This is a genomic window from Pseudoalteromonas sp. APC 3358 (assembly GCF_030408075.1).
Taxonomy (GTDB): domain Bacteria; phylum Pseudomonadota; class Gammaproteobacteria; order Enterobacterales; family Alteromonadaceae; genus Pseudoalteromonas; species Pseudoalteromonas arctica.
Genome location: NZ_JASDCE010000017.1, coordinates 66029 through 80888 on the forward strand (window position 1 = coordinate 66029; position 14860 = coordinate 80888).

Sequence of the window (14860 nt, forward strand, 5' to 3'; positions counted from 1 at the left end):
TGCTTAAAGCTCTCCTTTATTTGTCCAAAACTATCATTGTAATTATGCGTTATAACATTAAAGACATACTCGATATTGGTCCGCGTTGTATAGAACGCTTTATTGATTCACAAACGCTCGCGCAAATACCAAACCTTGAAATAGCACTTGCGGGTTGCTCAAACCTATCGGGTCGTTATTGCGTAGCACGCTCAGCACCGCTAGAACATACACTTTTTTATACGCTTGCAGGGCAGGGTAAATTAACAACACAAAATGAGCAGTACACACTTAATGCCAATACACTTATTGTGCTACCAGCAAAGCAAAGCTTTGAAGTGAAAATTGATGCTGAACATTGGGATGTTATTTGGTTAAACCTTGCAAATACTAAACGTTGGCAGCATTTAAACTTAGCGCAAGCACTGGTACTAACCGAGCAAAAACTTGAACCGTTACACCTTGCTATGGAGCTTTTATACAGCGAGCCCAATGCTAATTTACGCGAAAGCGTAACGCCTATTTTAAGTCATTACTTAAATGCTACGCTGCAAAATAACTCACAGGGTGCGGCGCATAACCGTTTAATTAGTTTGTTTGAAGAGGTAGACAAGCGCTTGCAGTTTGATTGGACAATAGAGGCAATGTGCGAAAATGTGCATTACTCATCGCCGCATTTACATCGTTTATGCCAAGCGCAATTTGGTAAAAGCCCAATACAACAACTTATTTATTTACGCATTGAGCGAGCTAAAAACTTATTGTTAAACACGGCTTGGCCAATTTCGCATGTGGCAAGTTATGTGGGGTACTCTAATATTTTTAATTTTTCCAAACGTTTTAAGAAGTCGGTAGGTGTGTCGCCAAGCGAATTTAGAAAATAACGTTAGCGGCTCTCTACATTTGAATAAATTTAAGGTATTGTGCGATTTCTTAAATTGCATTTTAGAGTTTTAGGTAGGTAATGCGCTCAAACCGTTTTTTAATAGTGATATTATTAGTGCTTGTACACAGCTTTATTAGCTGTGATGGTGCTGCGTATCATTTGCAAGAAGACGTTGATCACGTAACCAGTTCGTTATCGCAAGGCGACTCCACAGCCGATGATAACCAAAGCGATAAAACATCAACTACCGAAATTCATGCCCACCAACATTGCCATTGTGGCTACAACAGCACTTCTAGCCACTCAATAAGCCCAGAGCAAAGTAAAGCAACTTCGCCTGCGTGCTATAACGGGTTAAATTACCCGCCAGATGTACCGCCACCCAATTCACTTAGTTAGTTTTTAATTTTAAATACTTTGTAAAAAACTGCCTGCGCTTGTGCGCTATTAGGCTAGTTATTTACATATTTAGGTTGCTTGATCGCGCTTGTTTTTAAAATAGGCGTAGTGATTAAGTTAACTCTGTTTGTTAAAAAACGGACACGCTATATGAATAAAAAACCAATTATGCTGGTGGCGCTAATGTGCGCGCTACCTGCTTTTAGTACTTTGGCGAATGTTAAAACATTAACCCTTAAGCAAGCGCTGAGTAATACCGAACAACAAAACCCGGTATTAAAACGCTACCCTTATCATCAAAAAATATTGAGTGCGCTTAAATCTCAAGCTGCTCTTTCTCCTAATCCTGTATTGAATGTTGAAGCTGAAAACTTACTGGGTACAAACAAGGCGCGTGGCATTCAAGGCGCTGAAATAACACTCGGGCTTAGCCAACTAATAGAGCTGGGCGATAAGCGCCAAAGCCGTATTAATTACGCAACCGCCAATATTAAAGCTCAAGCAATACAGTATCAAAATACCCGTTTAGCCTTATTAGCAACCACTGCTGAGCGATACTACCAAGGGCTTAAATTTCAAACATTATTAAGTTTAAACAACGAGCGTAAACAGGTCGTTATCCAAGCGCTTAAAGCGATTGAACAAAGAGCCAATGCGGGTGCTGCGTCGCAAGCTGATGTAACGCGCATGCGTTATGCACTTAGCCAAGTAGAGCTTAATAAAGCCATGCTTAATAGTGAATTTGAGCGAGCAAGTTTATCGCTTAACGAGCTGTGGAGTGAGGAGCAACCCTACGATACTTTTGCTGGCAATATTAATGTAATTACTGCGCTTAAATCAGCGCAAGCACTTTTAGATGCGGTTAACCAAGCCCCTGAATTTGCATTATTACAACAGCAATATTTACAGCAAACAGCTAATTTAACACTGCAAAAAGCAAACGGACAAAGCGATATTAATGTAGGGGGAGGCGTGCGCTATAACCAACAAAGCGACTCCAGCTCATTAGTGTTTTCGTTTTCTATGCCACTGCAATTAAGTAATTCAAATAGCGGAAATATTGCAGCTGCAAATAGTCAACTCATGCTTTTAAATGAGCAGCAAGGGCAATTGCGCATCCAGCTACGCCAGCAAGTACGTACTTTGTACGCTTATTATCAAGGTCGAGCTAATCAGGCAAAGCTATTATCTGATCAAATTATTCCTCAGGCACAAACATTGATCGAACAAAGCTTAAAAAGTTATCAACGCGGACAAATTTCGGTGTTGCAATTGCTTGATGCTCAACAAGCACTTTTTGATTCTAAACGCACACTTATTACAACTCACGCAGAGCTGTACCAAGTGCTACTTACTCTTGAGCGTTTAACAGGCCAATCTTTAATTGAGACTCATCAATCATGAATAAAAATATAATCGCATTACTAGTATCACTTTCGTTTGCCAGCAGCTTTGTAAGCACAGATGTATTTGCCTCTGCTGAGCATGGCGAGTCAGGTCATAAAGAAACAGAACAACACGAGCAAAAGCAGGGTCCACACGGCGGCTTTTTATTAACTGACCCTAAATTAACCCTTGAGCTTAAATTGCAAGAATTTGCAGGTAATGTTGAGCTACGTGTATACGGCTATAAGAAAAATAAATCGATTAATATAAACGACTTAAACATAACAATGAGTTTAAAGCGCTTAGTTGAAGGGTCGCAAAATATACAGTTTGCAGCTGAGGGCGACTACCTTGTTAGCACGCAATCAATTAACGAACCGCATTCGTTTGCACTTACCGTTACTGCTAATTATAAAGGCGAGAGCATTAGCTATGAATACGACCAACACGAAGGCCGTACCACGTTAACAGAGCGAGCTATTGAGCGCGCAGGCATTAAAACCGAGATAGCGCAAAGTGGTGAAGTGGATATTACCGATACGCTTTTTGGCGTTATTGCCCCAACGCAGCACGGCACGGTAGAAGTAATGGCGCCGTATGCCGGATTGATCAGTGATATTTTTGTAAGCATTGGTCAAAACGTTAAAAAAGGCGAAGTACTTGCCAATGTAACCAACCGTGAAACACTGCAAAACTACCCTATTAAAAGCCCTATTAGCGGCGTTGTAACCGAGCAATACTTAAAGCGTGGCGAGCTTGCAAGCACCAGCGCACTGATGCAGGTAGTTAACCTTGATAAAGTATGGGTTGAGTTATCTGCTTTTCCTGAAAATATTGAAAAACTAGCCATTGGTCAAAGCGCTAAAGTGTACGACTTGCATCACCATTTAAATACGCAAGGCAAAGTGTTTTTTATAGCCCCAATGATGACTGGCGGGCACATAGCGCGTGCCCGTATAGAACTTAATAACCCAGACGGGCATTGGCGCCCAGGCATGCATATAAATAGCGATGTAAGTGTGGCTAAAATAAATGCCAGCGTGCGTGTTAAGCCACAAGCAATTCAAGAATTTAACGGTCAACCCAGTGTGTTTGTTCGTAAAAATAATGTATTTGAAGTGCGTCCCGTTACCTTAGGTGCAAAAAATAGCGAGTGGGTAGAAGTACTTACAGGCTTAAACGCAGGTAGCGAATACGTAACAGACAATAGTTATGTCATTAAAGCTGATATTTTAAAAAGCGGCGCAAGCCACGCTCACTAGGAGGCACCATGATTAATTGGATAGTTTCTTTTGCGGTTAAACGCCGCATGCTGGTGCTTGCGCTTACATTTTTATTTGCTGGATTTGGTGTATACAACATTCAAAATTTAGCAGTAGACGCAGTACCCGATATAACTAACGTACAAGTGCAAATTAATACCAAAGCGCAGGGTTTTACGCCATTAGAGGTAGAGCAACGCATTACTTATTTGGTAGAAACCGCCATGGCGGGCATACCTAAGCTTGATTATACCCGTTCGCTTTCGCGTTATGGGCTTTCGCAAGTAACGGTTATTTTTGATGAAGGCACCGATATTTATTGGGCGCGTCAGCAAATTGGTGAGCGTATTCAAAGTATTCGCTCCGACTTACCTAATAACGTAGAGCCAAACTTGGGTCCTATTGCCAGTGGTTTAGGCGAAATATTTACTTATAGTGTGCATACCGCACCTAATGCGTTAAAAGAAGATGGCACCGCCTACAACGCCGAAGACTTACGTACTTTGCAAGATTGGGTTATTCGCCCGCAGCTTTTAAAAGTAAAAGGCGTTACCGAAATAAACAGCCAAGGTGGTTTTGAGCGCCAATACCAAGTAGCGCCAGTGCCCGAAAAACTCATTGCCTACAAGCTTACTATTAGCGATGTAATTAGTGCACTTGAGGTTAATAACAGTAACCGAGGCGCAGGCTATATTGAGCGCTTTGACGGGCAATATTTAGTACGCTCACCAGGGCAGCTTAAAACCATTGATGACATAGCCAATACCGTTATAGCTAAGCGCGACGATGCACCTGTACGCATTAAAGATGTGGCTAACGTGCTTTTAGGCAAAGAGCTTAGAACCGGCGCGGCCACTTATAACGGCGAAGAAACCGTGCTCGGCACCGCCATGATGCTAATTGGCGAAAACAGCCGCGTAGTGGCAAAAGCTATGGCTGATAAGTTAGTTGATGTGCAAAAAAGCTTACCCGCTGGCGTTATTGTTGAGGCAGTTTACGACCGTACAACTCTTGTTGATAAAACCATAGCAACCGTGCAAACCAACTTATTTGAAGGTGCCGTTTTAGTGATAGTGATTTTGCTATTACTGCTGGGTAATGTAACGGGCGCGCTTATTACGGCAATGGTTATTCCGTTGAGTATGTTGTTTGCCGTTACAGGTATGGTGGGTAATCGCGTATCGGGTAACCTAATGAGCCTAGGCGCAATCGATTTTGGTTTAATTGTTGATGGCGCTGTAATTGTAGTTGAAAACTGCCTGCGCCAACTCGGTGTAGCTCAGCATAAACATGGCAGGCTACTTACTTTAAACGAGCGTTTAAATGTAGTGACCGCAGCCACCAAAGAAGTATTTACACCGGCTGTATTTGGTATTGTTATTATTATGCTGGTTTATTTACCTTTATTTGCACTAAGCGGCGTTGAAGGCAAAATGTTTCAGCCAATGGCGTTTACAGTAGTTGCGGCGTTAATTGGCGCGCTTATATTTGGCGTTACCTTTGTACCTGCTGCTATTGCAGTGTTTATTCGCGGTAAGGTTGATGAAACCGAAAATGCAGTCATGCGCGGCGTTAAAAAAGTGTATAAGCCATTACTTGGTATATCGCTTAAATTACCGTGGTTGATGGTGGGTATTGCCACGGCATTAGTATTGGTGCTTGGTTTTAAAGTTAAAAACATGGGCGCAGAATTTTTACCGAAACTTGATGAAGGCGATATTGCCATGCACGCGCTGCGCATTACTGGCACCGGTATTGAGCAATCTGTGCAAATGCAAAAAGAGCTTGAGCAAGCCATATTAGATCAGCCTGAGGTTGCTAACGTATTTTCAAAAATTGGTACTGCCGATGTAGCAAGCGATCCTATGCCGCCCAATGTTGCCGATACTTTTTTAATACTCAAACCGCAAGATGAGTGGCCTAATCCAGCACTCACTAAAGCAGAATTGGTTCAGCAAATTCGTACCCGTGTTAACGATGTCCCTGGTAATAATTACGAATTTACACAACCAATAGAAATGCGCTTTAACGAGTTAATTGCTGGCGTGCGCGCCGATGTGGCACTGCGTATTTATGGTGATGACTTAAGCGTACTTAAAGAGTTTGGCGAAAAAGCCACAGGGCTAATGCGTAATATTGCAGGTGCTACCGATGTACGTTTGGAGCAAATGGAAGGATTGCCAACACTTTCGGTAACACCAATGCGCGACCATATGGCGTTATTGGGTTTAAGCGTAAACGATATTCAACAAACACTTGCCGCCGCTGTTGGTGGTGTGCAAACCGGACTAATTTTTGAGGGCGATAAACGTTTTTCGTTATTAGTACGCCTTGATAAACGTTGGTCTAGCGATGTATCAGCACTTGCTCGTTTGCCAGTTGCTTTACCTAAAGATAGTAACCCAGAACTTGCGTTTGTACCGCTTGGCGAAGTAGCAACAATCAGCATTGAAAAAGGGCCTAATCAAATAAACCGCGAAAGTGGTAAGCGTAACGTAGTGGTAACTGCCAATGTAGAGGGGCGCGATTTAGCAAGCTTTGTAAGTGATGCGCAAGCGAGCATGAATGAATCACTTAATTTACCAAGTGGCTATTGGCTTGAATACGGCGGCACGTTTGAGCAGCTACAATCAGCAAGTAAGCGATTGTCGTTGGTTGTGCCGGTCACTTTATTACTTATATTTGGCTTACTGTATAGCGCCTTTGGATCGCTTCGTGATTCATTGATTATATTTAGTGGTGTGCCACTGGCATTAACGGGTGGTGTGCTTGCGTTATTGCTGCGCGATATGCCGTTTTCAATATCAGCAGGTGTCGGCTTTATTGCCCTAAGCGGTGTCGCGGTATTAAACGGCGTGGTTATGCTGTCGTTTATTAAGCAATTACGAAGCGATGGTTTAAGTTTGTTTGATGCAATTCACAGCGGTGCATTACAGCGCTTGCGCCCAGTACTGATGACGGCGCTGGTGGCAAGTTTAGGCTTTATACCTATGGCGCTTAATTCGGGAACGGGTTCTGAAATGCAAAAACCTCTCGCCACCGTAGTGGTTGGCGGGATTATTTCATCAACTCTACTGACACTATTAATATTGCCTGCGCTTTATAAGTTAGTACATTCTAAATTTACTAAAAAAGCAGAAGCTGAATTAGCTTAAATACTAGCTATTAATAATGTAATAAAAAAAGCAGCTGTACTTACAGCTGCTTTTTTATTTGGGTATTATTTAGCAAAAATACTACATTAATTATATTGAAACAGATTATCCCAACGCTCATCTAATATCGTTTTTGCGTGTTCTAAATTTATTGCGCTATACACATCACTAGTGCACGTTACCAAACGCATACGTACCAGCTTTTCAAGTGCGTCGCTAATTTCAAAATCAAGATCGCACTGGTATTTGCTTTTAAACCAATGCTCTATTTGTTCATCAAGCGTTTGGGCGGTTAAGCCGCTTTCTGATTTTAGTAAAAAGGTATACGCAAGCAGGGCTTCTTTTATGTCTTCTTCTTCGGCAGCGTCAATAAGCGTGTGAAAAACACCCGCGTTATTATCAAGGTTTTTAAAGTAGAGGTTATCGCTAAGCGCTTTCATAAATTTAATTTTACGGTTTTTAAACTTACTCCATTCTTTAAAAATAAAGCTGCCAAATACTCCCATGCCAATAGCAAAGGTAATAAAATGTTGCTGGGTCATTTCTACAGCTTCACTTCTAAAACCACCCCAAAAAGCAAACAGAGCAAGCAATAATACGATTGATGCGCCAAGTTTAGTTATAAGTACCACTGCACCGCCAACTAAAGCCGATGAGCCAATAATTGCTTTATCAATAGGGCGCATGCGTACTTCGCTATTAGGAAATAGCATTTCGAGATCGGCCTTTGGCACATTTTGAAACAGCTTTACTATGGTTGAGCTTGGCTCAAATCCCATTGGCGTTTTATTTTTAGCTTCAAAATAAGCGCTATCTTTAAAGCGAATAAACACGGCAACACGGTCGTAATTAGTAAAGTGCAGCGGCTTTTTACGCAAGCCCCAAAAGCTGGTAATAGTTTCAGTGAGTTGCGACTCGCCACGGCGATAGAATACCACTTCTTCAAAGTCGTCAAATTCAACTTCAAGGCGCACCTTAAATAATGACTCTTCATTTAATGCATCTTGTAAGTCTTCATTGGTGATCACTTCAAAATTAGCGGCATTAAGCACCTTAGCAAAATCTTTAGCAAACTCATGTTGGCACTGCGCTTTTTGATCCGCCGATACTGGCGCTAACGATCGCGTGTCACTGTTGGGATCAAAAGGGGCGTAGTTGTTTTTAAGTGACTCAAGTGTTGAGTGGTAATCGTAATGAATAAGGCTTGCTAGTAAATCGCAAAATTGTTTAAACGATGTTTTTTGTGTACTGCTTTTAAGCTCTTCGCTACACATATCAACAATATCTTGCTTTCTAAAGGGAATAAAACGCGCACTTTGCATAAATTAATAACTACTGTGATAGGGAATCTAACTGCATAGGCACATAATAAAATATTCTTATGGATATTACTAATTTGTTAATGCAGTAGGGCGTATTGAGCATTGGTGGTTGAATTTGCAGCTGTGTGTTTGGTTTTTAGGCAAGGCAGAGCCTATGTAGTGTGGTTATTCCCCATAAATAAGGCGATAACGCAGCATAAATACCAAACATGTGCTGCCCTCTGGGTTCTTTCTAGGGACGATTAATTCTTTGTTGCCTGCATGGATGTAGGTAAGGGGCGTGAGCAGGACGCGGAAGCTTTGCTCGATTTTTACTTAGCCCACTAGGTTACAAACCTCGCGCCGCGATTTAATCGCCCCTAGATTGAACAAATTTCAATCCACAAAGATCAATACGCCCTAGGACCTGATAAATTTAGTACGCTGTTTTCAGCGTGTATTAACCTAAATGTGTAATTATTGGCTTATTGAATACTCTTGTTCTTACTGATAAGTGAAAAGGATTTACTATGGCCATTCAAAAAAAACTAAAAGAAAAAACGCGTAATTTTATTGACTCTAAGCATATGCTTAGCGGTATTACAGTGGCGTCATTTTTAGAGTCAACCATAGTTCCTATTCCACTCGAGGCTGTATTAGTACCGCTAATGCAAGCTCGCCGTGAAAAGCTATGGCTTATCGCGCTAATGGCTACTTTAGGCTGCATAGTGGGCGCATTGTTTGGTTATGCGTTGGGTTATTATTTATTTGATGCGGTTGGCGATTGGATTATTAATACGTTTTCGAGCCCTGAGCAATTTGAAAACGTTAAACAGCAAATGCAAGATCAAGGTTTTTGGTTTGTAATAACACTAGGCATAGTGCCTATTCCGTTTCAAATAGCGATGCTTGCTGCAGGCGCGACTAAGTACTCTATTTGGCTATTTTTATTGGCCTCAGGTATTGCGCGTTCTATTCGTTACTTTGGTTTGGCTATTATTGTTTATTATGCAGGTAATGAAGCTGAGCGAATTATTAGTAAACACAAAACTAAGGCAATGGTTTTAATAACGTTACTTGTGTTAGGAGTTTGGGGATTAAGCTTGGTGATTTAAGCTCATTATTAAAGGTTATTAACCACCTTATTCTAATAAGCCTTTTTGGTAATGTGCTATAGTTTTTCAATATAGTATCGAAAAGCTTAGGGTTAATATGATTGAAACTGTAAAACTCACTATCAGGCTTTCTAATTTTTTTAAAATGAGCTGGAAAAATAAAACTGTAAGCCTATTTTTATTAGCTTATATTGTTATTTTTTCAGCCTACTCCCTAACTAACTTTCCTCCCTTACAAGTTCAAAATAATGTTTACGGTTTTACAACTGATTTTATTAATTTAATTGTTCTTACTTTTTTATTTTGGATGGTTCAGTGCTCCAAACTTTCAAAGCTTGCATATACATTTTCGACTCTCGGATTAATGCTTTGGTCCATGGGTAATACAGCTGATTTAATCGATGAGATAGTGATACAGCCTTACTGGGTAAGTATTTATTTTGAAGATTTATGCAGAACCAGCGGCATGCTTTTAACTTCCTATGGTTTATTTAAAACGATGCGCTTTGTACAAAGTATTAATAATCGATTAGCGCGTGAGCTAATTATTGATGATTTAACCAAGGTACATAACAGACGTTATTTTTATCAGCACGCTAAAGATGCTCAGCACTCACCTTACGTTATTTTAATTGTAGATATAGACCACTTTAAATCAATTAATGATGAATTTGGTCATGATGTTGGTGATGTAGTGCTTAAAGAACTAGCAACTAAATACGACAATGCTTTTACGCACCAAAACAAATTTGCTCGCCTCGGTGGTGAAGAGTTTGGTGGCTACTTGCCTACAAATAATATGACGCAAGCATGTGATTTTTCGCAGCAATTAATTGATCTTGCGCACACCATAAATGTTCAAAATTCTCGCCACTTAACAGTAAGTATAGGTGTTGCAATGCAAACGCCTAATGAGCCTTTAGATAAAGTAATGAAGCGCGCTGATCAAGCTTTATATTTAGCTAAAAAGAATGGCCGAGATCGTTTTGAAATTGCCCCGTAAGCGTTTTTAACTATATAAAAACACGTCCTTATTGTTTGCACATTTACTACACTTTTTAACGTTTTCGTAAGGAAATGTCAGTGAGGGTAATGCTTTGTAAATCATGAAATTAAAATAGAATGTTTGGGTCATAATGGGGATATTAATAATAAGGAATAACCTTAATGACCAACTCCCTTTTAAAAGCTGCATTACCCTTAAGTCTAATTACTATTTTGTCGGGCTGCGGCTCTGATGATAGCTCAAGCTCTACAGGTTACATCCAATTGTATAACGGCTCTTACAATAGCCCATATACGCGTTTGTTTGTTGAAGAAACAGAACGTTCAGGCGCTGATTTTGCCGATGTAACTACTCGCCATAACTACAGCACAGGCACTTATGATGTAAGTTTTGAATACCTAGATGCTAACGACAGCTATATAACAATTAGCGACCAAGAAATTTCTATTAAAGGTGACAAAACACAGTTAGTAGTAATGAGCGGCAACTTTGATGAGCCTACATTTACAGAGCTTAGCGTACCTATCACAAGCGATACGGGTGAGTTTAACTTAGGGTTTTATAATATTGCAGGGGAGGATACTAACTACGATATTTACTTAGCAACTGATGATGGCGTATTTGAAAGCGCGACACTTTTTTCATCGGCTCAATATTTAAGTGAGTTAGATCTGCAAAGCATTGATGAAGGCTATTACACTATTTACATAACCGAAGCGGGCAGCAGTGATGTTGTGTACGAGTCGTCATCTGTTTATTTATACGATGAAGCAAGCTATGTAGCAATGATCCGCCCAAGTTATGCTACAGAAGAAGGCGGTATTACGCTTGATGTAGTAACCGATAATAACTACGTTACTGAGCTTAAACATCAATCTGCCCTGGGGCAATTACGTTTTATAAATACGGTTGATGACTACTCGCCAGTAAGCTTTTCTGCTACACGCGGTACAACTGTAAACACAACAAATACAGTTGCTAGTGACTCTTATACCGATTATGTTGAACTTTCGCCTAATAGTTACAGCGTAGCGATGTACGACGAAGAAGGTACAAAACTAGCTGATAACTTTTTAATGACGCTAGAGCGTGAGCAAAGTGCGGTGGGTATTTTTTATAACGACGTTGATAACGGTTTACGTATGATGAGCGTTGAAGAAAACCTAACACCAAGTAGTTACAGCCATACGGTATCGGTTGTAAACCTAATTGAAAGCTACGCAGGGCAGTCGGTTTCAGATGTAGATGTGTACTTTACACTTAACGGCGAAACGGTAGACGACACCAGTAACGTAGTCGATGGCCTAGATAAGTATGACCAAGAAGAACAGGTTGTAGATAACGAAATTTACACGGTTTATGTTGTATATGAAGATAATGGCCAGCAAATTGTGCTTATTCAGCAAAGCGATATGGACTTTACACAAGAGGGTAACTACATATTGATTTTAGAGCATGATGAAACAACAAGCTCAGGTTATAAAATGACCCTAGAGCGCACTATTACCGATAGTGTTGAATAAATCTAAACATATTAAGTAGCATAAAGCCTAAGCACTTTAAGTACTTAGGCTTTTTTATTGAACAAAATTTACCTACTCATTAATAATTAGGTACACTCTGGGCATAATAATTAATAAGAGTGTGCCATGGATGATTTAGTTGGGTTAGCCGTCATAGTAATACTGGTTGTAGTTGCCGGTGCTATTTGCGGCTTAATAGCGCTAGTGCAGTTAAATGGATTAAAACAAGAAGTTGCTGTTTTAAGGGCCAAAATAACACATCTACAAACACATAAATCGATATCGCAAAGTGAACCTCAAAGTGAAGCATCTACGGCTCAGGCAGCGCTTTCAAGATCAGAGCCAATTGATCATAAAGCACAGCCAAACTTAACGTCCCAAAACGCGTCGCCGCCTGTAATAAATCAGCTATCAGCGCCTCCTAAAAAAGCCAAACCAGCTGAAGCATCAGCCATAGAATTACTATTTAATAAATTACGCGCAGGGTTTGAGCAAAACTGGATGACCTGGATAGGCGCAATAGCGCTTGCGTTTGGTGGCATATTTTTAGCTAAATACAGCCTAGAAGCGGGATTATTATCGCCTGTAATGAGGCTGAGCTTAGGCGGCTTATTTGGGCTTGGCTTAATTGCAGCTGCGGCTTATTTACACCATAAACGTATTATATTTGAAGGCTTTAATAATTACATACCCGCAGCGCTTGCAAGCGGCGGGTTTATTACCTGTTTTGCTTTAACGCTTTTAGCCTACAGTAGCTACGATATGCTTAGCCCTACCGTGGCATTTTTTACACTGGCAGTTATTGCAATTAGCGCAAGTGCTATGGCGCTTAGGTTAGGCCCATTATTGGCTGTACTAGGTATTATTGGCGCTTATAGCGTACCAATATGGGTTAATACAGGCAGCGGTAACTTGTTTGCGTTATTTATGTATGTTGGTTTTGTAAGTTTGTCGGCCGCGTTAGTTGCACATAAAGTACAGCGAGCTTGGTTGTGGTATTTATTATGGGCAGGGCATATTGGTTGGTATTTAGTTGGTTTTACATTACTTAAAATTAATACCGTTTGGTTAATGGGAACGTTTGCTCTACTGAGTATTATTGGGTTAATTGCTATACCGCGCTTAGGTCTAAAACTGAATGTTATTGAACATCGCCCGCACAGTTTAAAACGCTTACTTAAAGTGCTTCCAGATCATGCATTATTACTCGCCTTTATAGCGCCCTTAATATTTACCATGCTAATAAGTCACTTTGATATGCAGTGGCAAACAATCGGCGTGTTGAGTATTGTATTGGTGCTATTTTTAGTCCTTAAAAATAGCCGTTGGGATATTTGGCAGGGTGTAGCGTTAGTTATATCAACGCTATTAGTGATAGGCGCTCAGCGCACGCATCTTTCGCCAAATCTATTTGATGACGCTCTCTTTATATTCAAAAATGAATACGGTTTGGGTTTATTACTCGGATTGTTACTTACCGCTTTTGGGCTTTATTACGGTAAAAAACAGATTAAGCGTTTAGCGTTTCATATTACGGGGGCATTTAGTGTATTTGTAATGATAGCGACTTTATATACGCTTATTCCTAATTCCGCGTTAAGTACTGCATATCCACTTTGGGCCGTTGTATTGTTTGTAGTGGCGGCTATTTTAATAAAGTGTGCGCAGCATAATACAACGCTATTTCAGCGTTTTACTTATTGGATAGGTGCTAATGCCAATATTACGTTAGCAATTACTATGCTACTAAGTGACAGCGGCCTAACCATTGCACTTGCTGTACAAGTATTACTTATAAGCGTACTTATTAAACGCTATAACGTGCCTATGCCACATTGGCCTATAAAAGCCTTGGTTGCTGCGTTATTACTGCGCTTAACGCTTTCACCTTGGACGCCAAGTTACGATGCACTCACGGTATTTGGTTTGCATTGGAGCATTGTGATTTATCCGTTATGTATTGCGTTATTTTTTGCCGCAGCTAAGTGCTTTGACTCATCAAAACTGAAAATATGGCTCGAAGGTGCAGCGCTTCATTGTTTAGCACTTTTTATTACCACCGAAACAAGTTATCAGTTAGTAGGGCATTATCCGCAATTTGATTCACTTAACTTTTACGAACAAATACTCCTTACCTGTAACTGGCTGGCATTAGGGTGTGTGTATTTACACAGAGCAAAACTTGCCGGTACTTTAGCTAAGTTATACCAAGTGGCGGGCTTTGCACTTGTAGGGTTAGCAGGGCTTTTTGCTATTAAAACACTGCTTGACGACAACCCATTATTTGAATCACTTTACATAGGTGAGCTGCCAATATTTAACTGGTTATTACTATTGTGGTTAGTACCTGCAGGATTAACGCTTTGGCTGGCCAAGCTTGTAAAACCAATAAACGCTAAAGCTACGCCATTTATATTGGCCGTTGCGGGTGGGTTTATATTATTGGCAATAAACAGCTTTATTCGCCAATACTGGCAAGGGCCTTATATTTACTTATCAAAAGGCGCAAGTAATGCAGAGCTTTATAGCTACTCTGTTATTTGGTTAGTAATGGGGGCGGGTACTGTTATTTTTGGTCATTTAAAAAACCAGTTATTAATACAAAAAATAGGCTTAGGCTTACTAGCTGCAGTTATTGTTAAAGTGTTTTTAATTGATATGGCTAACTTGGAGGGCTTACTTAAAGCGCTTTCGTTTATTGGATTAGGGCTTTCGTTGGTGGGGTTAAGTTGGTTGTTCCAAAAGCTTAGAAGCCGAGTAAATCAAGTTTAACTTTATGAATACTTTATAAAGCAAAGCCCAGTGAAGATACTGGGCTTTTTGTTTTACGCTATTACTTGATAGCTTT

10 protein-coding genes are annotated in these 14860 nt (G+C 40.4%); 9 read left to right on the forward strand and 1 reads right to left on the reverse strand.

The genetic code is table 11. The features are described from left to right. Nucleotides 1–44 precede the first annotated feature (44 nt). The 5 genes from QL995_RS19810 (at nucleotide 45) to QL995_RS19830 (ending at nucleotide 7067) form a co-directional block, all read left to right on the forward strand. Nucleotides 45–863 (forward strand): AraC family transcriptional regulator, encoded by an 819-nt coding sequence (locus tag QL995_RS19810; RefSeq protein WP_290294912.1) that lies wholly within the window; start codon nucleotides 45–47, stop codon nucleotides 861–863. 80 nt (nucleotides 864–943) lie between these two features. Continuing rightward, complete coding sequence (locus QL995_RS19815) at nucleotides 944–1264, forward strand: hypothetical protein (RefSeq protein ID WP_007378232.1); 321 nt, start codon at nucleotides 944–946, stop codon at nucleotides 1262–1264. A 150-nt stretch (nucleotides 1265–1414) separates the two neighbouring features. Next, nucleotides 1415–2668, forward strand: coding sequence for a TolC family protein (locus tag QL995_RS19820; RefSeq protein ID WP_290294913.1), 1254 nt, complete (start codon nucleotides 1415–1417; stop codon nucleotides 2666–2668). Then, nucleotides 2665–3912, forward strand: coding sequence for an efflux RND transporter periplasmic adaptor subunit (locus QL995_RS19825; RefSeq protein ID WP_290294914.1), 1248 nt, complete (start codon nucleotides 2665–2667; stop codon nucleotides 3910–3912). Before QL995_RS19820 ends, QL995_RS19825 begins: the two co-directional genes overlap by 4 nt. Before the next feature lie 8 nt (nucleotides 3913–3920). After that, on the forward strand, nucleotides 3921–7067 hold the full coding sequence (locus QL995_RS19830; RefSeq protein WP_290294915.1) for a CusA/CzcA family heavy metal efflux RND transporter: 3147 nt from the start codon (nucleotides 3921–3923) through the stop codon (nucleotides 7065–7067). Between the two features lie 86 nt (nucleotides 7068–7153). Here the strand turns inward: QL995_RS19830 and QL995_RS19835 are convergent, their stop codons facing one another. Next, a complete protein-coding gene (locus QL995_RS19835; protein WP_010554605.1) occupies nucleotides 7154–8389 on the reverse strand; it encodes a TMEM143 family protein in 1236 nt (411 codons plus the stop codon). 509 nt (nucleotides 8390–8898) lie between these two features. Between QL995_RS19835 and QL995_RS19840 the strand changes: the two genes are divergently transcribed. The 4 genes from QL995_RS19840 to QL995_RS19855 all read left to right on the forward strand — a co-directional run bounded on the left by QL995_RS19840 (nucleotide 8899) and on the right by QL995_RS19855 (nucleotide 14784). Further along, a complete protein-coding gene (locus QL995_RS19840) occupies nucleotides 8899–9483 on the forward strand; it encodes a VTT domain-containing protein (RefSeq protein WP_010554604.1) in 585 nt (194 codons plus the stop codon). A 97-nt stretch (nucleotides 9484–9580) separates the two neighbouring features. After that, the gene (locus tag QL995_RS19845; protein WP_290294916.1) at nucleotides 9581–10486 is read left to right on the forward strand and encodes a GGDEF domain-containing protein; all 906 of its coding nucleotides are present in this window, start codon (nucleotides 9581–9583) and stop codon (nucleotides 10484–10486) included. 164 nt (nucleotides 10487–10650) lie between these two features. Then, nucleotides 10651–12012: a hypothetical protein gene (locus QL995_RS19850; RefSeq protein WP_010554602.1), complete on the forward strand. Its 1362-nt coding sequence runs from the start codon at nucleotides 10651–10653 to the stop codon at nucleotides 12010–12012. 126 nt (nucleotides 12013–12138) lie between these two features. After that, entirely contained in the window at nucleotides 12139–14784 is a 2646-nt protein-coding gene (locus QL995_RS19855) for a DUF2339 domain-containing protein (protein ID WP_290294917.1), read from the forward strand. The last annotated feature ends 76 nt before the right edge of the window (nucleotides 14785–14860 follow it).

Bases quoted from the DNA above. Each gene is read 5' to 3' on its own strand.
- QL995_RS19810 (WP_290294912.1), top strand. From the start codon at position 45: ATGCGTTATAACATTAAAGACATACTCGATATTGGTCCGCGTTGTATA.
- QL995_RS19815 (WP_007378232.1), top strand. From the start codon at position 944: ATGCGCTCAAACCGTTTTTTAATAGTGATATTATTAGTGCTTGTACAC.
- QL995_RS19820 (WP_290294913.1), top strand. From the start codon at position 1,415: ATGAATAAAAAACCAATTATGCTGGTGGCGCTAATGTGCGCGCTACCT.
- QL995_RS19825 (WP_290294914.1), top strand. From the start codon at position 2,665: ATGAATAAAAATATAATCGCATTACTAGTATCACTTTCGTTTGCCAGC.
- QL995_RS19830 (WP_290294915.1), top strand. From the start codon at position 3,921: ATGATTAATTGGATAGTTTCTTTTGCGGTTAAACGCCGCATGCTGGTG.
- QL995_RS19835 (WP_010554605.1), bottom strand. From the start codon at position 8,389: ATGCAAAGTGCGCGTTTTATTCCCTTTAGAAAGCAAGATATTGTTGAT.
- QL995_RS19840 (WP_010554604.1), top strand. From the start codon at position 8,899: ATGGCCATTCAAAAAAAACTAAAAGAAAAAACGCGTAATTTTATTGAC.
- QL995_RS19845 (WP_290294916.1), top strand. From the start codon at position 9,581: ATGATTGAAACTGTAAAACTCACTATCAGGCTTTCTAATTTTTTTAAA.
- QL995_RS19850 (WP_010554602.1), top strand. From the start codon at position 10,651: ATGACCAACTCCCTTTTAAAAGCTGCATTACCCTTAAGTCTAATTACT.
- QL995_RS19855 (WP_290294917.1), top strand. From the start codon at position 12,139: ATGGATGATTTAGTTGGGTTAGCCGTCATAGTAATACTGGTTGTAGTT.